Source organism: Zobellella endophytica (genome assembly GCF_003012775.1).
Lineage (GTDB): Bacteria > Pseudomonadota > Gammaproteobacteria > Enterobacterales > Aeromonadaceae > Oceanimonas > Oceanimonas endophytica.
Genome location: NZ_PXYG01000002.1, coordinates 58,533 through 80,488, shown reverse-complemented (window position 1 = coordinate 80,488; position 21,956 = coordinate 58,533). Strand labels below are relative to the sequence as shown.

The following is a 21,956-nucleotide window of genomic DNA, read 5'->3' as shown; positions in this document are numbered from 1 at the left end:
GGAGCAAAGTGCAGTGATCCATGAAACCGCCATCGTCCACCCGGACGCCAGGATCGGCAAAGGGGTGGAAATCGGCCCCTGGACCCTGATCGGGCCCGAGGTAGAGATCGGCGACGACTGCCGGATTGGCCCCCATGTGGTGATCAAGGGACCAACCCGTATCGGCAAACGCAACCGTATCTTCCAGTTCGCCTCCATCGGCGAGGACTGCCAGGACAAGAAATACGCCGGCGAGCGGACCTTCCTGGAGATCGGGGATGACAACGTGATCCGCGAGTCCTGCACTTTCCACCGGGGCACCGCCCAGGATGAAAACATCACCCGGGTCGGCAGCCGCAACCTGTTCATGGTGAACGTGCACGTGGCCCACGACTGCCGGGTCGGCGATGACTGCATCTTTGCCAACAACGCGACCCTGGCCGGCCATGTGCATATCGGCGATCACGTGATCTTCGGTGGCCATGCCGCCATCCACCAGTTCGGCCGGGTCGGCAGCCACGCCTTCATCGCCGGTTGCGCCGCCCTGAACAAGGATGTACCGCCCTATGTGATGGCCGCGGGACTCTATGCCAAGCCGTTCGGCATCAATTCCGAAGGGTTGCGCCGCCGGGGTTTTTCCCCCGAGGCCATCTCCGCCATCAAGCAGGCCTACAAGGAAATTTTCCGTAGCGGCAAGGCGGTGGCGGAAGTGATCCCCGTGCTCGAGGCGCTGAACGAGAAGCAGCCGGAAGTGGGCATCATGGCGGAATTCCTCAAGCAGAACGAGCGCGGTATCATTCGTGCCTGAACCCCGCCCGCTGCGCATTGGTATCGTCGCCGGGGAAGTCTCCGGCGATACGTTGGGGGCGGGCCTGATCCGGGAGATCCGGGCCCGCCATCCCGATGCGCTGATCGAAGGCATCGCCGGGCCGCAGATGGTGGCCGAAGGCTGCACTGCCCTGTTCGAGATGGACGAGCTGGCGGTGATGGGCATCGTCGAGGTGCTGGGCCGGCTGCCGCGCATCCTGCAAATCCGCCGGCAGATAGTGCGCCATTTTATCGACAATCCGCCGGATGTGTTCGTGGGCATCGACGCCCCCGATTTCAATATCGGTGTCGAGCTGCGGCTGAAGAAAGCCGGTATCAGCACCCTGCACTACGTCAGTCCTTCGGTCTGGGCCTGGCGACAGAACCGGATCCACAAGATCAAGGCGGCCACCGACCAGGTGCTTGCCTTTCTGCCGTTCGAGAAGGCCTTCTACGACCGCTTCGAGGCGCCCTGCCGCTTCATCGGCCATACCCTGGCGGACCGGATGCCACTCGTGCCCGACACCCAGGGCGCGCGACAGCGGCTGGGACTGAAACCCGGCGGTCGCTACCTGGCATTGCTGCCTGGCAGCCGGCATGCGGAAGTCACCCTGCTGAGCCCGGTCTATCTGGAAGCCTGCAAGCAACTCAAGGTGCGCCATCCGGAGCTGGAGTTCGTGGTGCCGCTGGTCAATTCCCGGCGGCGGGAGGAGTTCCTCGCCATCAAGGCGCAAGTGGCGCCCGAGCTCGAGGTCATACTGGTGGAGGGCCGGGGGCGGGAGGTGATGACCGCCAGCGACGTGATCCTGCTGGCCTCCGGCACCGCCACCCTGGAGGCGATGCTGGCCAAGAAGCCGATGGTGGTGGGCTACAAGTTCAAGCCCTTCAGCTACTGGCTGGCCGAGCGCCTGGTGAAAACCCCCTATGCCTCCCTGCCCAACCTGCTGGCCGGGCAGACGTTGGTGGCGGAACTGATCCAGCACGAGTGCACCCCCGGACACATCGTCGATGAAATCGGCAAGCTGCTCGAGCACGACAACGGCGAGCTGATCGCCCATTTTACCCGGCTGCACAAGCAGATCCGTTGCAATGCCGACGAGCAGGCCGCCCTGGCGGTGCTGGAGCTGGCCGGAACATGATGACCGACATACGCTACCCCGAAGGCGTGCTGGTCGCCGGCGTCGATGAGGTGGGGCGGGGCCCCCTGGTGGGCGACGTGGTCACCGCCGCGGTGATCCTCGACCCGGCCAACCCCATCCCCGGGCTGGCGGACTCCAAGACGCTCAGCGAGAAGAAACGCGAACAGCTGGCGCCCCTTATCCGCGAGCGGGCCCTGGCCTGGGCCATCGGCCGCTGCTCGCCTGGCGAGATCGATGAACTGAACATCCTTCAGGCCACCCTGCTGGCGATGACCCGGGCGGTGGCGGGGCTGCAGATCCAGCCCGGCTTCGTCTTTATCGACGGCAACCGCTGCCCGGTCCTGCCCATGGCCTGCCAGGCGGTGGTCAAGGGCGACAACCGGGTGGCGGAGATCAGCGCCGCCTCCATCCTGGCCAAGGTGGCCCGGGACCAGGAAATGCTGGCCCTCGATGCCCGCCATCCCCAGTACGGTTTCGCCCGCCACAAGGGCTACCCCACCAAAGACCACCTGGCGGCCCTGGTGCAGAACGGGGCCCTGCCCGAGCACCGGCGCAGCTTCAGGCCGGTGGCCTTGATACTGGCGGAGGCGTGATGGCACCCGATTTCATTCATCTGCGCATTCACTCCGACTTCTCCATGGTCGACGGGGTGGCCAAGATAGGCCCCATCACCCGGCGGGTGAAGGAGCTGGGCTATCCGGCGCTGGCACTGACCGACCAGATGAACCTGTGCGGCCTGGTACGTTTCTACGGCGATGCCCACGGCAAGGGGCTCAAGCCCATCGTCGGTACCGATATCTGGGTGCAGGGCGAGGAGCTGGGCGAGCAGTTATTCCGCCTGACCCTGCTGGCCATGGACAACACCGGCTACCAGAACATCACTCTGCTGATTTCCCGCGCCTATGAGCGCGGCCATGTGCAGCACCGACCCTTGGTCGACAAGGCCTGGCTGGCCGAGCACGGCGAGGGGATCATCATCCTCTCCGGCGCCCGGGAAGGCGATGTGGGCATCGGCCTGCTCAAGGGCAACGATGCCCTGGTGGACCGGTGCATCGCCTTTTACCGCCAGCACTTCGGCGACCGTTATTATCTGGAACTGCTGCGCACCGAACGGCCCGACGAAGAAAGCTACCTGCATATGGCGGTGGCACTGGCGGCCCGGGAAGGGCTGCCGGTGGTGGCCACCAACGAGGTGGTGTTCCTCGACAAGAGCGACTTCGAGGCTCACGAGATCCGGGTCGCCATCCATGACGGCTACACCCTGGAGGACAAGCGCCGGCCGCGCCGCTACAGCGCCGAGCAGTACCTGAAGAGCCCGGCGGAGATGGCCGAACTGTTCGCCGACATCCCCGAGGCGCTGGAGAACAGCGTGGAAATCGCCAAGCGCTGCAACGTGACGGTGCGCCTGGGCGAGTATTTCCTGCCGGATTTTCCCACCGGCGACATGAGCATCGAAGACTTTTTGGTCAAGTGTTCGCAGGAAGGGCTGGAAGACCGGCTGGCGTTCCTGTTTCCGGACCCGGCGGTGCGTGCCGAGAAGCGCGGCGAGTACGACGAGCGGCTGAAAATCGAGCTCGAAGTGATCAACCAGATGGGCTTCCCCGGCTACTTCCTGATCGTGATGGAGTTTATCCAGTGGTCCAAGGATAACGGCATTCCGGTGGGCCCGGGCCGGGGCTCGGGGGCGGGGTCGCTGGTGGCCTATGCGCTCAAGATCACCGACCTGGATCCGCTCGAGTTCGATCTGCTGTTCGAACGCTTCCTCAACCCGGAGCGGGTCTCCATGCCCGACTTCGACATCGACTTCTGCATGGACCGGCGCGACGAGGTGATCGACCACGTGGCCGAACTCTACGGCCGGGAGGCGGTGAGCCAGATCATCACCTTCGGCACCATGGCCGCCAAGGCGGTGGTGCGCGACGTGGGCCGGGTGCTGGGCCACCCCTACGGCTTCGTCGACCGGATCTCCAAGCTGATCCCGCCGGATCCGGGCATGACCCTGGCCAAGGCCTTCGAGGTCGAGCCCAAGCTGCCCGAACTCTACGATCAGGACGAAGAGGTCAAGGCGCTGATCGACATGGCGCGCGCGCTGGAGGGGGTGACCCGCAACGCCGGCAAGCACGCCGGTGGCGTGGTCATCGCCCCCACCAAAATCACCGACTTCTCGCCGCTCTACTGCGACGAGCACGGCCGCAACCCGGTGACCCAGTTCGACAAGAACGACGTGGAGTACGCCGGCCTGGTCAAGTTCGACTTCCTCGGCCTGCGCACCCTGACCATCATCGACTGGGCATTGGGCATGATCAATCCGCGGCTGGCGAAGGAAGGCAGGCCACCGGTGGACATCGCCGCCATTCCCATCGACGATCAGGCCTCGTTCAAGGTGCTCAAGCGCTTCGAGACCACGGCGGTGTTCCAGCTCGAATCCCGCGGCATGAAGGATCTGATAAAACGGCTGCAGCCGGACTGCTTCGAGGACATGATAGCCCTGGTGGCCCTGTTCCGGCCCGGCCCGCTGCAGTCGGGCATGGTGGACAACTTCATCGACCGCAAGCATGGGCGGGAGGCGATCTCCTACCCGGACGAGCAGTGGCAGCACGAGTCGCTCAAGCCGATCCTCGAGCCCACCTACGGCATCATCCTCTATCAGGAGCAGGTGATGCAGATAGCCCAGGTGCTGGCCGGCTACTCCCTGGGCGGCGCCGACCTGTTGCGCCGGGCCATGGGCAAGAAGAAGCCGGAGGAGATGGCCAAGCAGCGGGCCGGCTTCGAAGAGGGCGCGCGGGCCAACGGCATCGACGGCGAACTGGCGATCAAGATCTTCGACCTGGTGGAAAAATTCGCCGGTTACGGCTTCAACAAGTCGCACTCCGCCGCCTACGCCCTGGTGTCCTACCAAACCCTGTGGCTGAAGACCCACTACCCGGCCGAATTCATGGCGGCGGTGATGACCGCCGACATGGACAACACCGATAAGGTGGTGACCCTGGTGGACGAATGCCAGCGCATGGGGCTGACCCTGTTGCCGCCGGACGTCAATTCCGGTCGCTACCGGTTCACCGTCAACGAGGACGGCCATATCGTCTACGGCATCGGTGCCATCAAGGGGGTGGGCGAGGCGCCCATCGAGGCCATCCTCGAGGCGCGGGAGCAGGGCGGGCCCTTCCGGGATCTGTTCGACTTCTGCAACCGGGTCGACCTGAAGAAGCTCAACAAGCGGGTGATGGAGAAGCTGATCTTCTCCGGCGCCATGGACCGGCTGGGCCCGCACCGGGCCTCGCTGATGGCCACGCTGGAAGAGGCGATGAAGGCCGCCGATCAGCACGCCCGCGCCGAGGCCCTGGGCCAGGGCGACATGTTCGGGGTGCTGGTGGAAGAGGAGTATATCGAGCACGCCTTCGCCGACGTGCCGGCCTGGCCGGACAAGGTGTGGCTGGAAGGGGAGCGGGACACGCTCGGGCTCTATCTCACCGGTCATCCCATCAACCAGTATGCGAAAGAGCTGCGCCACTACACCGGTGGCCGGCTGAACGAGGTGCAGCCCACCGGGCGGGATCGCAGCACCACGGTGGCGGGGCTGGTGATCGCCGCCCGGGTGATGACCACCAAACGCGGCAACCGCATGGGGATCCTCACCCTGGACGACAGATCCGGCCGGCTGGACGTGACCCTGTTCTCGGATGCGCTGGAGCGCTATGAGTCTTTGCTGGAAAAAGATAAAATCCTGGTGATCAGCGGACAGGTCAGCTTTGATGACTTCTCCGGCGGCCTTAAAATGTCGGCACGGGAAGTGCTTGATATCAGTGATGCCCGCGAGCGCTTCGCCCGCGGATTACAGTTGAACATCGATAAAAGCCAGATTGATCAGGGCTTTTTTACCCATTTGCTGGACATACTGACGCCGGTACGGGCGGGGGTTTGTCCGGTTCGAGTGACCTATCACAGACCAGGAGCACGGGTGCAGCTGACTCTGGGCACCGAGTGGCGGGTAACCCCCACCGACCAGATGCTGGATGCCTTACAGCAGTTGCTGGGTCAGGATAAGGTCGAGCTGATTTTTGAATAGAGGGGACCTATGAGCCACCATTTTCTGGATTTTGAACAACCCATCGCAGAGCTGCAGGCCCAGATTGAAGAGCTCAGACACGTGAGTGAAGGGGACGCCCTGGATATTGATCTGGATGAGGAGGTCAAACGGCTTGAGGTGAAGCGCGACGAGCTGACCAGGAAGGTCTTCGGCAACCTGGGCCCCTGGCAGATCTCCCAACTGGCCCGTCATCCGCGCCGTCCCTATACCCTGGACTACATCGAGATGATGTTCGGTGAATTCGACGAACTGGCCGGTGACCGCGCCTACGCGGACGACAAGGCCATCGTCGGTGGCGTGGCCCGTTTCGAGGGCCGCCCGGTGATGGTGATCGGCCAGCAGAAGGGCCGGGAAACCAAGGAGAAGATCAGGCGCAACTTCGGCATGCCCCGCCCGGAGGGTTACCGCAAGGCGCTGCGGCTGATGGAAATGGCCGAGCGCTTCAAGATGCCGATCCTCACCTTTATCGACACCCCCGGTGCTTACCCGGGCGTGGGGGCGGAAGAGCGCGGCCAGTCCGAGGCCATCGCCCGCAACCTCAAGGTGATGGCCGGGCTCAAGACCCCCATCGTCTGCACCGTGATCGGCGAGGGCGGCTCCGGCGGTGCCCTGGCCATCGGGGTGGGTGACCGGGTCAACATGTTGCAGTATTCCACCTACTCGGTGATCTCGCCGGAAGGCTGCGCCTCCATCCTGTGGAAGAGCGCCGACAAGGCCTCGGTGGCGGCGGAAGCCATGGGTATTACCGCCGGCCGTATCCATGAACTGAAGCTGATCGACAACGTGGTGGAAGAGCCGATGGGCGGTGCCCACAGCAACCCCTGGCTGATGGCCGAGCGGCTCAAGGCCCGCCTGCTGGCGGATCTGGGCGAGCTGGACAGCCTCGACAGCGATACCCTGCTGGAGCAACGCTACCAGCGGCTGATGAAATACGGTTACTGCTGACAAAAACGGGCCGCCCGCGCTCCAGGGGGCACGAATTGGGGCGCGGGCGGCCCGCCCGCAAGGGGCGCACCCGGGCCGAGGTGTTGTGTTTGGGAACCGAGGTTCCCGCTATGCTGGAATGCAGGGGAGCTGCCTGCGCTCCAAGCGAAGTGCACCCAAGCGCCTCGAACTCATTCGACCAGAGATATGACGTTCTCTCCATGAAGCTCAAGATCCCGCTGCCTATCCTTCGTCGATTCAACCGGATCTTCGGCCTGCTACTGCTGGTATTGTCATCCTCCCTTGCCGCCGTCCAGGCGCCGCTTTCCCATTACTACCAGGATATCTGGACCACCCGCAACGGCTTGCCGCACAATTCCATCAACAGCATCGCCCAGACCGCCGAAGGCTATCTGTGGTTTGCCACCTGGGAAGGTGTGGCCCGCTACAACGGGCGGGAGTTTCGGGTATTCGAGCGGGGCGAGCCGACCGGCCTGCCCGACTCGGGCATGCGCAGCCTGACGGTGGACGGGGCCGGGTTGTTGGTGGCCGGCGCCCGCGGGGGTGTCAGCCGCTATGAAAGGCAGCGCTGGTCCCCCGAGCCTGACTTGCCCGCCATGGTCAACCATGTCCTGCGCGACAGCGCCGGCCGGTTATGGTTCGCCACCGAAGGGGACGGGGTCTACATGCGGGATGGCGACGGCGGGGAACACCATTACAGCGTGGCGGAGGGGTTGCCCGGTGCCGGTGTCTATCGTCTGGCCGAGGGCGCCGACGGGGGTATCTGGATCGGAACTTCCCTGGGGCTGGCGGAGATCCGGGAGGGACGGATCCGCATCGTGACCGATATTCCGGCGGTACCGGTACTGGCGCTGCTGCACGACTCGCAGGGCCGGCTGCTGGTGGGCTCCGAGCGGGGGGCCTACGTGGGCGAGCGCGATCGATACCGGCGGCTGTCACCGGCGCTGGCGGACGAGGCCATCAGCAGCCTGCTGGTGGACGAGGCGGGTGACATCTGGCTCGGTACCATCGCCAGCGGCCTGATCCGCGTCAGTCGGTTCGGTATCGAGCGGCTGGGGATGGCCGACGGCTTGCCCGACAACAGGGTGGTGTCCCTGTTCCAGGATTCCGAGCGCAGCATCTGGGTGGGCACCAACGGCGGCCTGCTGCGATTGCGCGACGCGCCCTTTACCAGCTACACCCAGGACAAGGGACTGAGCGGGGATTATGTGCGCACCGTGCTGGCCCACAGCGACGGCTCCGTCTGGGTAGGTACCAGCAATGGCCTTAATCATATCCCTGACGGCGAAGTCATCCCGTTGCGGATCCGCTTGCCCGACGGCGGTGTTCCTTCGGTGCTCAGCCTGGCCGAAGGCCGCGACGGCACCCTGTGGGTGGGGACCTATACCCACGGTCTGCTGCAGATCCGCCGGGGCGAGCTGGTGGACATCATCGATCGAGCCCGCGGACTCGGGGCCAACGAGATCCGGGCCGTGCTGCCGGCGACGGACGGCACCCTGTGGGTCGGCACCGCCAAGGGGCTGAGCCAGATGAAAGACGGCCGGATCCGTACCTATGTCCAGGCCGATGGCCTGCCCGGCGATTTTATCCTGAGCCTGTACGAGGCCAACAACGGGGATATCTGGGTCGGTACCGGGGTGGGGGTGGGCATCGTCCGTGGCGCGCGCATCGAGGCACTGTATCTGAATCGCCAGGACAATGCGGAGTATGCCTTCGGTTTTTATCAGGAGCCGGATGGCCGCCATATGTGGCTGGCCACGGATCGGGGGCTGCTGCGCTATCGCCAGGCGGACGGCAGCCTGGCGGCGGTCGGCAAGCGGCATGGACTGCCGATAGAAAAAATGTTTCAGCCGGTGGCGGACCGGCTGGGCGGCCTCTGGCTGACCACCAACAGGGGCATGCTGCGGCTGTCCCGGGAGCAGGCCCACCGGGTGGCGGATGGCGAGCTGGCTGCCATCGGCTTCGAGCATTTCGGGGAAGGCGACGGCATGGCCAGTGCACAGGCCAACGGGGGTTCCAGTCCGGCCGCGGCCCGGGCGGCCGATGGCAGCGTATGGATTGCCACCGCCAAGGGGGTGGCCCGGGTCCAGCCGGAGCGACTCGCCGAATTCGGGCAGGCGGATCTGCCGGTGGTGGTGGAAGCGGTCGAGGTCAACGGCCGAACGGTCGATGTCGAGGGCCCGCTGCAACTGCCCGCCGGCAGCGACCGGCTGTTGCTGCGCTATGCCGGCCTGGGCTATGTGATGCCGGAGCGTATTCAATACCGCACCATGCTGGAAGGGTTTGACCGGGACTGGGTGGCCAGATCCCGGCAAAACCAGGCCGAATACACCAATCTGCCGCCCGGTGATTACGTGTTCCGGGTGGCGGCCGCCTACCCCTACGGCGACTGGAGTGAGCAGGAAGGCAGGCTGGCGTTCAGTATCAGGCCGTTTTTCTGGCAGCGTCCGTTATTCTGGTGGGGAGGGGCCCTGCTTGGACTCGGCTCGCTGTGGCTGCTGATGCGTTTGCGGCTGCGCATGCTCAAGCGCAGCGCCGAACAGTTGAAACAGCAGGTGACGGAGAAAACCCGCGAGTTGCAGCTGCAGTCCCGGGCATTCGAGCGCCAGGCGCGGGAAGATCAGCTCACCGGGCTGGCCAATCGGCGGGCCTTTGACGAAGAGCTGACGGTGGCTTGGGCGAACCGGGGAGCGGCGCCGCTGTGCCTGGCGGTACTGGATATCGATCATTTCAAGAAAGTGAACGATCGCTGGTCCCATGCGGTGGGAGACGAGGCCATCCGGGCGGTGGCCTCGGTATTGCGGCGCGAGCTGCGCCAAGGGGATCTGGCGGCCCGCTGGGGCGGCGAAGAGTTCACCCTGTTGTTTCCGGGTACCGCCATCGAGGATGCCCGTCGTATCTGCGAGCGGGTGCGCCGGGCGATTGAGGGACAAGACTGTGGCGCCGTCGCTGCCGGCCTGCGCCTGACCGTCAGCCTGGGGCTGGCGGAGGCGGCTAGCCTGTCCGATGAAGACAAGCTGCTCTCTTGTGCCGACAAGGCCCTGTATCGGGCTAAGGAACATGGGCGGAATCGGGTGGAGCTATGGCCTTGAGCACACTTTATCAACATTTTAGCCGAAAAATGCAGCAGTTGGCGCCGAACGGCCGGCTGTTCGTCGCCTTCAGCGGCGGGCTCGACTCCACCGTGCTGCTGGCGCTGTGCGCCCGGCTCGCCCGCGAGCAGGGGCGGCAGCTGGTGGCGCTCCATGTACACCACGGCCTGCAGGCGGCGGCGGACGCCTGGCCCGAACATTGCGGCGCGGTTGCCGGGGCGCTGGGGGTGCCGTGCAGGATCATCAGGGTACGGGTAGCCGGGGGGCCGCGCATCAGCCTGGAGGCAGCGGCGCGGGAGGCGCGCTACCGGGCGCTGGCGGCGGAGCTGCGCCCGGGGGACGCGCTGCTGACCGGCCATCACCAGGACGATCAGGCCGAGACCCTGTTGCTGGCGCTCAAGCGCGGCGCCGGGGTGGCGGGGCTGGCGGCCATGCCGGCAACCAGGGCGCTCGGCGCCGGCCGCCAGGTGCGTCCGCTGCTGGGGCTGTCCCGCCGGGTGCTGGAGCGGTTCGCCCGGGAGCAGGGGTTGCGCTGGGTGGAGGATCCCAGCAACGCCGACACCCGTTTCGACCGCAATTTCCTGCGCAACGAGATCTTGCCGAGGCTGCTGGCCCAGTGGCCTTCCTTCAACGAAACCGCAAGCCGCAGCGCCGAGCTGTGCGCCGAGCAGCTGGCGCTGGCCGACGAGCTGGCCGGGCAGGATGTGCCCGCCCTGCTCAACGCCGCCGACGGCATCTCGATCTCCGGGCTGCAGGCGCTGGCTCCCGCCCGGCGGCACAACGCGCTGCGCCATTGGCTGCAGCGGCACGACATCCATTGCAGCCGCGCCCAGCTGACGGCCGTCTGGCAGGAACTGGCGCTGGCCCGGGCCGACGCCACGCCGTTGCTCCGGCTGGGAAGCAAGGAGATCCGGCGCTACCAGGGCTGCCTGTACGTGCCGGAGCAGGACGGCCAGCCGCGGCCCCTGGCGAACCTGGCCGCCGGTGACTGGCTCGAACTCGGGGTGGGGCGGTTGCGGTTGTATCATGCCGGGGCGGCCCAACTGAGCGGCCGGCTCGATCCGGCGGGCTTGCATATTGCCTTCGGGGTACCGGGGCTGCGCGCCCGGCCGGTGGGGCGGGCCGGCTCCCGGCCGCTGAAGAAGCTGTGGCAGGAGTACGCCGTTCCTCCCTGGCAACGGGAGCGGGTGCCGCTGCTGATGGAAGGGGAGCGGCTGGTGGCGGCGGTCGGGCTCTTTGTCGTGGCTGAATACGCCGCGCCACCCGGCCAGTCCGGCTGGTGCCTGGCGTGGCAGCCGGGCTAAATCAGCCGGTCTTGCGCAACGGCTGGCCGACCGCCAGGAAGTGGCAGACTTCCTCGAGGCGGGCGCGGGTATCCTGGTAACCCAGTTCGATCAGTTCACGGCAATAATCCTGCTCGAACAGCAGGAAGCTGGCCAGGCCGGTGGCATCACCGGCATTCACCCCGAACAGCCGCAGCATGGCGCGGATATTGAGCGGCAACTTGTGAAAGTGCCTGAGGGTCAGATCGTCCAGGTTCCTGCTCGGCTTGAGCACCAGGTTGTCGATGTGGCGCAGCGCCAGTTGCTCCCGTTTGCGCTCGGGCACCAGCCGAATGGTGCTGTTGATCCGCTGCAGTCGCTCGATGTCCGAGGTGAGCGCGTCGGTAAAGATGGTGTCCAGCAGATGGCCGGCGATATCCGAACTGCTGGGATCGCTGGGCAGCATGCCGGAGTCGGTGTCGTCGCTGGCCAGGCTGATGATCAATATCTTGTCGGCCCCCAGGTGAATGGCCGGGCTGAGTGGGTTGAGCTGGTGAATGGAGCCGTCGCCATAGTGGTGGTTCTGCAGCCGGCAGGGCTTGAACACGAAGGGCAGGGCGCTACTGGCCATCAGGTGCGGGGTGGCGATGATGGCGGCGCGTCCCGAGCGGCCGGCCCGGGCCCAGGGCTGGTGATGGGGGCGGCCCTGGAAAAAGGTGGTGGAGTCGCCGGTATCGTAGTTGGAGGCGGTAATGGCCAGCACCTCCAGGGCGCCGTAGAGCAGGTTATTGTCGATGCGCTGGAAGTCGATCAGCTTTTCCAGCAGCCGCTCCAGCGGGCTGTTGTCGAACAGCGACAGGCGGCCTTCCGTGGGCCTGCCGACAAGCCCCAGTGACATCCGCCTGGCCGAGTGCAGCAGCACCCGGCCGACCTGCAGCCGCAGGATGTGGCCGGTGTGCAGGTGGCGCCAGACGTATTCGAGCTTGCGTACCCCGAGATGGAAGCAGGAGGCGTAGCAGGCCAGGCCGGTGGCGTTGATGGCGCCGGCCGAGGTACCGCACAGTATGGGAAAGGGAATGGGCTGGCCGCGCGGATAACACTCGGAAATGGCCTTGATCACGCCCACCTGATACGCCGCCCGGGCGCCGCCGCCGGTCAGCACCAGGGCGCAGGCATTGCCCTCTTCTCGTTCCATGGCGTCCTCCCCTTTTTGCTCAGTATAAGTGCTTGTTAATGGAGCAGAAAGTGTCGATTAACCGGCATGTGAGCAAGCGCAGGTTGTCGGGGGGGCTGTAGGGTCGAATTCATTCGACCAAACCCCGGTGTCGTTGGTGGAATGGTCCATTGAAATGGACCCTACGACTCCGGAGTTCTGTGGCGTTGTTGCACCGGCTACAACGCCTCACATCTCACGCCTAACCGGCCAAGGCCTGGCGGACCTGGGTTACCACGTCGTCGATGGCCACTTCCACCTTGTTGCCGCCGCGGCGGCGCTTGTATTCCACCACGCCGTTATCCAGGCCGCGTTCGCCGATGACGATGCTGTGGGGAATACCGATCAGCTCCATGTCGGCGAACATGACGCCCGGGCGCTCCTTGCGATCGTCGAACAGCACCTCGATGCCGGCGGCGTTCAGCTCGGCATAGAGTTTTTCGGCGACGTCCTGCACCCGGTGGGATTTGTGCATGTTCATCGGGATGATGACCACCTGGAAGGGGGCGATGGCGTCCGGCCAGATAATGCCGCGCTCGTCATGGTTCTGCTCGATGGCGGCGGCCACGATACGGGATACCCCGATGCCGTAACAGCCCATCTCCAGCACCACCGCCTTGCCGTCTTCGTTGAGCACGGTGGCGTTCATCTTGGCGGAGTAGTTGTTGCCCAGCTGGAAGATATGGCCCACCTCGATGCCGCGCTTGATCTGCAGCACGCCCTGGCCGTCCGGGCTGGGATCCCCTTCTTTCACATTGCGCAGGTCGGCCACTTGCGGCAGCGGCAGATCCCGGCCCCAGTTAAGGCCGAAGTAGTGTTTGTCCTCGATGTTGGCGCCGGCGCCGAAGTCGCTCATCACCGCCACGGCGCGGTCGATGATCACCGGTACCGGCATGTTGAGCGGGCCCAGGGAGCCGGGGCCGGCACCGACCAGGGCGCGGATTTCCTCTTCGGTGGCGAAGGTCAGCGGGCTGGCCACCTGGGGCAGCTTCTCGGCCTTGATTTCGTTCAGCTCGTGATCGCCGCGTACCATCAGCGCGACCAGCGGGCAGTCTTCGCCCTCGGCGGCCTGCACCAGCAGGGTCTTGACGGTTTTGGTGATATCCAGCCCGAACTGCGCCACCAGATCGGCGATGGTCTTGGCGTTGGGGGTGTCCACCAGGGTCAGTTCCTGGGTGGGGGCATCGGCGTGCTCCTTGGGTGCCACCGCTTCCGCCATTTCGATATTGGCGGCGTAATCGGACCCGGTGGAGAAGGCGATGTCGTCCTCGCCGCTCTGGGCCAGCACGTGGAACTCGTGGGAGGCACTGCCGCCGATGGCGCCGGTATCGGCCAGCACCGCCCGGTAATCCAGGCCCATGCGCTCGAACACCCGGCTGTAGGCCTGGTACATGTCGTCGTAGGTCTGCTGCAGGCTTTGCTGGCTGGTGTGGAAGGAATAGGCATCCTTCATCAGGAATTCCCGGGCGCGCATCACCCCGAAGCGGGGGCGCACTTCATCGCGGAACTTGGTTTGCACCTGATACAGGTTGAGCGGCAGCTGCTTGTAGGAGGCCACCTCGTTGCGCACCATGGCGGTGATCACTTCCTCGTGGGTGGGGCCCAGCACAAAGGGACGCTCGTGGCGGTCCTGCATGCGCAGCAGCTCGGGGCCGAACTTGTCCCAGCGGCCGGTTTCCTGCCACAGGTCGGCGGGCTGGACCACTGGCATCAGCATCTCGATGGCGCCGGCCCGGTTCATTTCTTCCCGCACGATGGCGGCCACCTTGTTCAATACCCGCAGGCCACTGGGCAGCCAGGTGTAGAGGCCGGAGGCCAGCTTGCGGATCATGCCCGCGCGCAGCATCAGCTGGTGGCTGATCACTTCGGCATCGCTCGGGGTCTCTTTGAGGGTGGAAAGCAAGTATTGACTGGTACGCATGCGCTTGAACCTTGTTGAGCTTAGAATCCATTAAAGAAGGCGATTGTAGCAGGGGGGCCGGTCAGGCAGAAGTACCGCCGTCATGTTCCGGCTCGATGGCCAGCACCCGGGTCAGCTGGCCGAACACTTCGTAACGCACATTGTAGTGATGCAGCCGTACCCCGTACTGCTGCCAGCTCTGGCCGCCGCGCTTGTAGGCCGGGCGCGGATCCTGCACCAGCACCTCGCTGATGAACTCCTTCAGCTCGGGCACCGCCGAGCGCGCGCAGGCCAGCTCGGCGGCGGGGCTGAAGATCACCTCCATGCTGATGTCCGGCGGGGCCGGGGCGAAGCCGCCGTGGGCCTCGGGCACGGCATCGGCCCAGGGCAGGTAAGGCTTGATGTCCAGCACCGGGGTGCCGTCCACCAGATCCACGCCACCGAGCTCCAGCCACACCTTGTTGCCGTCCCGGCACATCTCATGCAGCTCCACCACCGACAATCCAATAGGGTTGGGCCTGAAGGTGGAGCGGGTGGCAAAGACGCCGATCCGCTCGTTACCGCCGAGGCGGGGCGGGCGTACCGTCGGGTTCCAGCCCTGCGCCCGGGTCTGGTGGAACACGAACACCAGCCACAGGTGGCTGAACTCGGCCAGACCGCGGAAGGCGCTGGGCTCGTTATAGGGCGGCAGCATCTCCAGCCGGGCGCGGGCGCGGGTTACCAGCCCCGGCTGGCGGGGCACCGCAAACTTTTCCTTGTAGGGCGAGCGGATGATTCCGATGGGATCGAGGGTGACCGGCTCCATTACTCGGCCACCTTCACCGCCTGGCCGCTGCACAGTACCTGCTCGATGCAGCCGGGCATGTCGTCGAAGCGGATGCAGCTGTCCAGTAGCAGGCCGTTGGCGCCCATGTCGGCGGCACGGCGGCGGATGCTCTGGCGGGCGTCCGCCTCCCTGGGCGGTGCCTCGTTGCTGGCCAACTGGCAGGCTTCGCCTTCCACCGAGCCGAGGGTGACGTAATTGATCCCCTCTAGTTCCGCCTTGGTGTAGAGCGCGACGCCATCGGCCTTGTAATAGTCCTTGACGCCGGCGGGGGACACATTGCTGTCGAACCCCCAGCCGGCGCAGCCGGAAAGGGTCAGGGCGGCGAGGGTGAGTCCGAGAAGACGCATGAAAAGTCCTTATTAAGAAGAAACAGAGAAGCCGTGTCTATTCTGCACCATGGCGGCAAGGCTGCCAATGGCCGCGGGCGTCAGGGGGGAGGCCTGAAGAGTGAGCAGTGGATCCCGGCCTACATTGCTCACTCCTTGCTCAATCAACCACTTGGGGGATTGCCGAACAGGCAAAACAGTTTATAGTGGTGACTCCTCGGCGGGCGTAGTTCAATGGTAGAACGGTAGCTTCCCAAGCTGCATACGTGGGTTCGATTCCCATCGCCCGCTCCAAGTATCTGAAGTCAAATCCTTTTGTTCTCTCGCTACTCGCTATCGATTCTGGCAGGTTCAGCGGCGTCGAGCCAAATGGCCGGCGGCGGCAGGCATGCGTGTCGGTCATCCCCGCGTCCTTCCTGGTTTTTGGTTTATAGTTAGTCTCAATTGATTCTTCCACCGGGAGACGCCATGGTCGAGGTACTGCACCACGGGGCAGTGAGGGGAGTGACCGGCTCCTGCCATGAACTGCGGGTGAACGATACCGGCATTCTCATCGACTGCGGCCTGTTTCAGAGGGCGGAAGCCGGCGCCGGCCCGGCCATCGACTTCGATATTGGCCATATCCGGGCGCTGGTGGTGACCCATGTGCATATCGACCATGTGGGGCGGCTGCCCTATTTGTTGGGGGCGGGGTTCGAGGGGCCTATTTACTGCTCTCAGCCCTCGGCCCTGTTGCTGCCGGCGATGCTGGAAGACGCCCTCAATATCGGTTTTACCCGCGACAAAGCGCTGGTTAGGCGGGTGCTGACTCTGTTGGCGTCCCGCCTGATGCCCCTGCCTTATGGTGAATGGCAGTCAATCTCCGGCAGCCCGCTGCGCATAAGGTTGCAGCGGGCCGGCCATATTCTGGGCTCGGCCTATGTGGAGTGCGAGGCGGAAAACCGGCGAGTGGTGTTCAGTGGCGACCTGGGTGCGCCTCATGCTCCCTTGCTGGTGGCGCCAACGCCGCCACCAGCCTGCGATCTGCTGGTGCTGGAAAGCACCTATGGCGACAGGAATCACGAAAGCCGGCAACACCGTCGGCTGCGACTGAAGGCGGCCATAGAACACGCCCTGGCCGACGGTGGCACCCTGCTGATCCCCGCCTTCAGCCTGGGCCGTACCCAGGATATCCTGTATGAGCTGGAAAGCCTTATCGCTGAATTCGGCAATGAGGCGGCGGCGCCCGAGCTGCCCTGGAACCAGTTGGAAGTGGTGGTGGACTCTCCCCTGGCGGCCAACTTCACCGCCCTTTACCGCCAGCTCAAGCCTTTCTGGAATGCCGAAGCCCAGGCCCTGCTGACCCATGGCCGGCACCCGCTTTCCTTCGAACAGCTCACCCTGGTGAATGGCCACCGGGATCACCTCAACGCCGTGGGCTATCTGGCACGCTCGCGCAAGCCCTGCGTGGTGCTGGCCGGCTCGGGCATGTGCGCCGGCGGTCGGGTGGTGAATTACCTCAAGGCGCTGTTGGGAGATGTCCGCAACGATGTCCTCTTTGTGGGTTATCAGGCCATGGGCACACCGGGGCGGGCCCTTCTGGATTATGGTCCTCGGGGGGGCTGGGTGGAACTGGACGGAGAACGTTACCACATCAGGGCCCGGGTGCATCAGGTCAGCGGCTATTCGGCCCACGCGGGCCAGCAGGATTTGCTCGACTTTGCCGTGGGCATAGTGCCGCCACCCGGGGAGATCCGCCTGATCCACGGGGATGAGGGGGCCAAGGCGGCGCTCAGGCAGAAGCTGGAAGTGCTGCTGCCCGCCACCCGGGTGGTGATTGGGCGCGGAGAGGAGGCGTGACGGTACCCGTACTGAGCCGCATGGTGACATTTTATCGGCGCAATCCATTGTCCTTTCGGCTGATGGCGGCGATTCTGGTCGTCAGCTCCCTCTTTACCACCCTGGCGGTGGGGGTTCAGCTTTATACCGATTACCGCCGCGATCTCGGCAACCTCGGCCTGCGGCTGTCGGATGTCGAGCAGGCCTTTGTGCCCGACCTGACCGACAGCCTCTGGCTGATGGACGAGCAACGTATCCGCCTGGGGCTCGACTCCATTGTTACCTTGCCCTATGTCTCTCATGCCAGACTACTCACTGCCGAAGGCCGACTCTACACCAGCGGCGAGGCTTCCAATAGGGGCCATGAGTCCCGTCATCTTTATGTGCTGGGCCACCAGGATGAAAAGGAGCGCGAGTGGGTGTTGGGCGAACTGACGCTGTTGGTGGACAAGGAAGAGATTTTTGTCAGCCTGCAGCAGAAATTGTGGGTGGTGCTGGCCAGCCAGGCCGCCAAGACCCTGGGCGTGACCCTGGTCATACTGCTGCTGCTGCACTTTGCCCTGTCGCGCCATCTTGCGGTGCTGGCGCGGGTGGCCGACCGGCTCAACCTGAACCACCTTGCCCAGGCTGTCCGGCTGGAGCGTCGCCGTCATGACCGTCCGGACGAGCTGGATCGCCTGGTGGATGCCATGAACAACATGCAGCGACGGCTCCGGCAGGAGGTGGCCGAGCTTGAGCGTGTCCACGCCCTCAACCGTCGTCTGTCGGCGGCGGTGTCTGCCAGCCCGGCCGCCATGATCATCATGAACGAGCAGGGGCAGGCGGAATACGTCAACCCCGCCCTTTGTCGCCTGCTGGAGCTGCCCGAGTCGCGCTGCCTGGCGCTGGACTGGCCCGGCCTGCTGGAGAGGAGGCTCTCCCGGGGGCAGCAGCCGGCCCGGCCTGTCGGCTGGCTGCTGGCCGAGGTGCGCCAGCAAGGCTGGCAGGGGGAACTGCTGTGGCGCACCGGGTCGGGCCGGCCCTGCTGGTTGCTGGCCAATCTTTCCCTTAGCCGGGCCACGCCGGACGACGCCGGCCACCTGCTGCTGGTGCTGGAGGACATTACCGGACTCAAGGAAGTTGAACATCAGTTGAGCCACCAGCGCCGTTACGATCATCTGACCAACCTGCCGAACCGGGCGATGGCCATGGAGCGTCTGGAGACGATGCTGCTGCAGGCGGCGCAGGAGAACGGCTATCTGGCGGTGATGGTGGTGGCGGTGCCCGCCTACAAGGAGGTGAGCGAGACCCTGGGCATCGTGTACGGAGATGCCCTGATCCAGGAATGCACCCAGTTGCTGAATGCCGGGCTGGATACGGGATGCTTCAAGGCGCGCACTCGTGACGATGAATTCTTGTTCGCTCTGCCTTTCGGCCATTCCGCGACGGCGGTGGAGGCCTGCTTGCAGCAGATCAAGGACGCGCTCTCCCGCTCCGTTTGTCTCGACAACCTGCCGATCACGCCGGGGGTTGCCGTGGGGGTGGCCATTTATCCCAACGACGGCAATCATCCCGATCGATTGTACAGCCGGGCCCTGTCCGCGCAGCAACGGGCGCGGAGCCAGAAGGAAGCCGTGCAGTTTTTCGAGCCGGAGATCCAGGCGGCGTCTTACCGCGCCCTGCATATCGCCACTGCCCTCAAGCGGGCCGTGGCCAAAGGGGAACTGCGGTTGTATTACCAGCCTATCGTCGATCCGCGCACCGGCGATTATGAGGGCGTCGAGGCGCTGGTGCGCTGGCAGAGCGCGGAGCTGGGCTGGGTATCGCCGCTGGATTTTATCGATATTGCCGAAAACACCGGGGATATTGTGGCCATTGGCCACCATATTCTGCGGGAGGCCTGTAACCAGGTGCGGCGGTGGCAACTGCAGGGCAGGGACATCCGGGTGTCGGTAAATGTGTCTCCGGTGCAGTTTGGTGCGCCGGACTTTGTGGCGTCGGTGGCCCATTGCCTGCAGGAAGCGGGGCTGGAGGCCGACCGGCTGAAGCTGGAAATTACCGAGAGGCTACTGCTTTCTTCCTCGGAAACGGTGCGGCACAAGTGTGAGCAGTTGGCAAAAATGGGCATTCGGCTGGCCATGGATGACTTTGGGACCGGTTACTCGTCACTCAGTTACCTGCGTGATCTGCCTTTTGATATCGTCAAGATAGATCAGGGCTTTGTGCGCCACATGACCCGCAACAGCAGGGACAAGGCCCTGGTTAGGGGCATTATCGATCTGGCTCATCAGCTGGGGATCACCGTGATTGCGGAAGGGGTGGAAGAGCATGCCCAGGTGGAGCTGTTAACCCGTTTCGGCTGCGATCTGATGCAGGGCTATTACTTCAGCAAGCCGGTGCCGGCGGATCAGCTGTTCAGTGAGAAGGAAAGTTCGTCGTGTTCCGATTAGTCGCCTGCCTGCTGCTGATGGCGGCCATGGAACTGCCGGCCATGGAGATCACCCACAGGCCGGCGGAAAGCCGACAGGATCAGCGGGTGAACTACTTTATTGCGCTGTTGGCGCTGGCCCTGGAAAAGACACAGGAAGATCATGGCCCGGCCCATAGCAAGCCCTATCACGAGCCCCTGTCCCAGGCCCGGGCCTTTGAGATGGTGGCTCGGGGAGAGCTGGATCTGGTGTGGAGCATGGCCAGCCAGGAACGCATGAACAAGGTGAGGGCGGTGCCCGTGCCCCTGCTCAGGGGGCTGCTGGGCTACAGGGTGTTGCTGACCCACCCGGACGGCGCGGCGCGGTTCGAGCGGATCCGCTCGCTGGAGGCGCTGTCGGCGCTGACCACCATTCAGGGGGCGGGCTGGCCGGATGTGGAGGTACTGCGTGGCAATGGGCTTGAAGTGGGGACCTCAACCGATTACGACGGCATGTTCCGGATGGTGATGGGGCAGCGGGTGGACTATTTTCCGCGCAGCGTGGCCGAGGTGTGGCCGGAGCTCAAGCGCCATTCCCCTCTGGATCTCACCGTGGTTCCCGGGCTGGCGCTCTATTACCCGGCGCCCATCTACTTTTTTGTGCATCCCGACAACACCGCGTTGGCGGAACGATTGGAGACGGGATTGATGCGGGCGGTGGCGGACGGTGCTTTCGAGCAACTGTTCAGGGCGCAGGAGGAGCACCGCCAGGCCCTGGACTTCATCAACCGTCCGGGGTTGCGGGTATTGCGCCTGGACAATCCGCTGATACCGGGCTTTGTTCCGCCGCGGGACCCGCGCCTGTGGTTACCGCAAGATCGGTAGGCCGGGTTTCTAAACCGTTTCCGATATCACCATGGTCTTGAAACCGATGTCGCTATCACTGAAGCCTTCGCGGTCATGCAGCAGCCGACCGATAGGGCCGGATCATCGGTATTCCATGCAGTTTGTGCTTTTCACTGGCGAATGTGGCGTATGGAAAAAACGAAAAAGCCCGGGATGGCCCGGGCTTTGCTGTATCAGTCTTCCAGCTCGCCGCAGAAGCGATAGCCTTCGCCATGGATGGTGGCGATGATCTCCGGGGTATCCGGCATGGATTCGAAATGTTTGCGGATACGGCGGATGGTCACGTCCACGGTGCGGTCGTGGGGCTTGAGCTCGCGGCCGGTCATCTTTTTCAGCAGTTCGCCCCGGCTCTGGATCTGGCCCGGGTTTTCACAGAAATGCACCATGGCGCGGAACTCGCTGCGCGGCAGCTTGAACATCTCGCCATTGGGGCTGACCAGGGCTCGGCTGTTGATGTCCAGGGTCCAGCCGTTGAAACGATAGGCTTCCACCTGCTTCTCTTCGTCCTGGGCGTCCGGCGACTGCATGGTGCGTCCCAGCAGGTTGCGGGCACGGATGGTGAGCTCGCGCGGGTTGAACGGCTTGGTAATGTAGTCGTCGGCGCCGATTTCCAGCCCCAGGATCTTGTCGACTTCATTGTCGCGGCCGGTCAGGAACATCAGTGCCAGGTTATGCTGTTCACGCAGTTCCCGGGCCAGCAGCAGGCCGTTTTTGCCGGGCAGGTTGATGTCCATGATCACCAGGTTGATCTTGTTTTCGGACAGCGCTTTGTACATCTCTTCGCCGTCGGTGGCTTCGAGCACCACATAGCCTTCGGCCTCGAAAATGCTCTTGAGGGTGTTGCGGGTGACCAGTTCGTCTTCGACGATAAGAATGTGAGGTGTCTGCATGAGCGTACCTGTTTTTAGATGTAAAGATAATTCGTTGCCAACAGCTGCCGGAGTCGATGCGAGCCAAAATGAGCAAAATAGTGTAACTAAATTACGCTATGTACCTCTAAATGGATAGCTTGAATCCGTCAAGGAGCCGTGTTTTTTAGCCGTTTTTCACTTGCATCCCATGCAGTTACTGCGTCATGTCCAGAAAATATCACCAAACGGGACGAACAGGGTCCATTACGTAAAGTTGTGTTATTTTAACAGTTAACAGGGGCATAACAACAGCCTGCGGCCGATATTGTTAAATAGTTTTATGGACTGGATTGATCCAGGTCAAGCCGGGATTTAACAAAACACGGCGAATGTTATACAACGTAAGATGGAAAATCGGG

The 21,956-nt window shown here is 64.1% G+C and carries 15 protein-coding genes and 1 tRNA gene; 11 read left to right on the top strand and 5 right to left on the bottom strand.

Features of this window, described 5'->3' with window-relative positions; all coding sequences use genetic code 11:
- The first annotated feature begins 13 nt into the window (after positions 1 to 13).
- The 7 genes from lpxA to tilS all read left to right on the top strand — a co-directional run bounded on the left by lpxA (position 14) and on the right by tilS (position 11,353).
- Positions 14 to 787: an acyl-ACP--UDP-N-acetylglucosamine O-acyltransferase gene (lpxA, locus tag C7H85_RS05505; RefSeq protein ID WP_106728721.1), complete on the top strand. Its 774-nt coding sequence runs from the start codon at positions 14 to 16 to the stop codon at positions 785 to 787.
- Positions 780 to 1,925: a lipid-A-disaccharide synthase gene (gene lpxB, locus C7H85_RS05500; protein ID WP_106728720.1), complete on the top strand. Its 1,146-nt coding sequence runs from the start codon at positions 780 to 782 to the stop codon at positions 1,923 to 1,925. Before lpxA ends, lpxB begins: the two co-directional genes overlap by 8 nt.
- The gene (rnhB, locus tag C7H85_RS05495) at positions 1,922 to 2,518 is read left to right on the top strand and encodes a ribonuclease HII (RefSeq protein ID WP_106728719.1); all 597 of its coding nucleotides are present in this window, start codon (positions 1,922 to 1,924) and stop codon (positions 2,516 to 2,518) included. The genes lpxB and rnhB overlap by 4 nt, the downstream gene beginning before the upstream one ends.
- A complete protein-coding gene (gene dnaE / locus C7H85_RS05490; protein WP_106728718.1) occupies positions 2,515 to 5,991 on the top strand; it encodes a DNA polymerase III subunit alpha in 3,477 nt (1,158 codons plus the stop codon). The genes rnhB and dnaE overlap by 4 nt, the downstream gene beginning before the upstream one ends.
- 9 nt (positions 5,992 to 6,000) lie before the next feature.
- A complete protein-coding gene (gene accA / locus C7H85_RS05485; protein ID WP_106728717.1) occupies positions 6,001 to 6,957 on the top strand; it encodes an acetyl-CoA carboxylase carboxyl transferase subunit alpha in 957 nt (318 codons plus the stop codon).
- Between the two features lie 200 nt (positions 6,958 to 7,157).
- The gene (locus tag C7H85_RS05480; RefSeq protein ID WP_106728716.1) at positions 7,158 to 10,049 is read left to right on the top strand and encodes a ligand-binding sensor domain-containing diguanylate cyclase; all 2,892 of its coding nucleotides are present in this window, start codon (positions 7,158 to 7,160) and stop codon (positions 10,047 to 10,049) included.
- Positions 10,046 to 11,353: a tRNA lysidine(34) synthetase TilS gene (gene tilS / locus C7H85_RS05475; protein ID WP_245879584.1), complete on the top strand. Its 1,308-nt coding sequence runs from the start codon at positions 10,046 to 10,048 to the stop codon at positions 11,351 to 11,353. The genes C7H85_RS05480 and tilS overlap by 4 nt, the downstream gene beginning before the upstream one ends.
- A gap of 1 nt (position 11,354) precedes the next feature.
- Here tilS and C7H85_RS05470 read toward each other — a convergent pair whose 3' ends face one another.
- The 4 genes from C7H85_RS05470 to rcsF form a co-directional block, all read right to left on the bottom strand.
- Entirely contained in the window at positions 11,355 to 12,506 is a 1,152-nt protein-coding gene (locus tag C7H85_RS05470) for a patatin-like phospholipase family protein (RefSeq protein WP_106728714.1), read from the bottom strand.
- A gap of 220 nt (positions 12,507 to 12,726) precedes the next feature.
- Positions 12,727 to 14,445 carry a proline--tRNA ligase gene (locus C7H85_RS05465; RefSeq protein ID WP_106728713.1) on the bottom strand — a complete coding sequence of 573 codons (1,719 nt, stop codon included), beginning with the start codon at positions 14,443 to 14,445 and terminating at the stop codon, positions 12,727 to 12,729.
- Between the two features lie 61 nt (positions 14,446 to 14,506).
- Positions 14,507 to 15,229: a tRNA (N6-threonylcarbamoyladenosine(37)-N6)-methyltransferase TrmO gene (gene tsaA, locus C7H85_RS05460; RefSeq protein ID WP_106728712.1), complete on the bottom strand. Its 723-nt coding sequence runs from the start codon at positions 15,227 to 15,229 to the stop codon at positions 14,507 to 14,509.
- Entirely contained in the window at positions 15,229 to 15,597 is a 369-nt protein-coding gene (rcsF, locus tag C7H85_RS05455) for an Rcs stress response system protein RcsF (RefSeq protein ID WP_106728711.1), read from the bottom strand. The genes tsaA and rcsF overlap by 1 nt, the downstream gene beginning before the upstream one ends.
- Before the next feature lie 199 nt (positions 15,598 to 15,796).
- On the opposite strand from rcsF, the gene C7H85_RS05450 reads away from it, so the two are divergent.
- From C7H85_RS05450 to C7H85_RS05435, 4 genes are all read left to right on the top strand, one after another.
- A tRNA-Gly gene (locus C7H85_RS05450) sits at positions 15,797 to 15,870 on the top strand.
- A 174-nt stretch (positions 15,871 to 16,044) separates the two neighbouring features.
- A complete protein-coding gene (locus tag C7H85_RS05445; protein ID WP_106728710.1) occupies positions 16,045 to 17,415 on the top strand; it encodes an MBL fold metallo-hydrolase in 1,371 nt (456 codons plus the stop codon).
- Positions 17,412 to 19,823 carry a bifunctional diguanylate cyclase/phosphodiesterase gene (locus C7H85_RS05440; protein WP_146140427.1) on the top strand — a complete coding sequence of 804 codons (2,412 nt, stop codon included), beginning with the start codon at positions 17,412 to 17,414 and terminating at the stop codon, positions 19,821 to 19,823. Before C7H85_RS05445 ends, C7H85_RS05440 begins: the two co-directional genes overlap by 4 nt.
- Positions 19,811 to 20,665, top strand: a complete 855-nt coding sequence (locus C7H85_RS05435) for a substrate-binding periplasmic protein (RefSeq protein WP_106728708.1) — start codon at positions 19,811 to 19,813, stop codon at positions 20,663 to 20,665. Before C7H85_RS05440 ends, C7H85_RS05435 begins: the two co-directional genes overlap by 13 nt.
- A gap of 194 nt (positions 20,666 to 20,859) precedes the next feature.
- On the opposite strand, the gene arcA is transcribed toward C7H85_RS05435, so the two are convergent.
- Positions 20,860 to 21,576, bottom strand: coding sequence for a two-component system response regulator ArcA (gene arcA / locus C7H85_RS05430; RefSeq protein WP_106728707.1), 717 nt, complete (start codon positions 21,574 to 21,576; stop codon positions 20,860 to 20,862).
- Positions 21,577 to 21,956 lie beyond the last annotated feature (380 nt).

Bases quoted from the DNA above. Each gene is read 5' to 3' on its own strand.
- rnhB (WP_106728719.1), top strand. From the start codon at position 1,922: ATGATGACCGACATACGCTACCCCGAAGGCGTGCTGGTCGCCGGCGTC.
- accA (WP_106728717.1), top strand. From the start codon at position 6,001: ATGAGCCACCATTTTCTGGATTTTGAACAACCCATCGCAGAGCTGCAG.
- C7H85_RS05480 (WP_106728716.1), top strand. From the start codon at position 7,158: ATGAAGCTCAAGATCCCGCTGCCTATCCTTCGTCGATTCAACCGGATC.
- C7H85_RS05470 (WP_106728714.1), bottom strand. From the start codon at position 12,506: ATGGAACGAGAAGAGGGCAATGCCTGCGCCCTGGTGCTGACCGGCGGC.
- C7H85_RS05465 (WP_106728713.1), bottom strand. From the start codon at position 14,445: ATGCGTACCAGTCAATACTTGCTTTCCACCCTCAAAGAGACCCCGAGC.
- tsaA (WP_106728712.1), bottom strand. From the start codon at position 15,229: ATGGAGCCGGTCACCCTCGATCCCATCGGAATCATCCGCTCGCCCTAC.
- rcsF (WP_106728711.1), bottom strand. From the start codon at position 15,597: ATGCGTCTTCTCGGACTCACCCTCGCCGCCCTGACCCTTTCCGGCTGC.
- C7H85_RS05445 (WP_106728710.1), top strand. From the start codon at position 16,045: ATGGTCGAGGTACTGCACCACGGGGCAGTGAGGGGAGTGACCGGCTCC.
- arcA (WP_106728707.1), bottom strand. From the start codon at position 21,576: ATGCAGACACCTCACATTCTTATCGTCGAAGACGAACTGGTCACCCGC.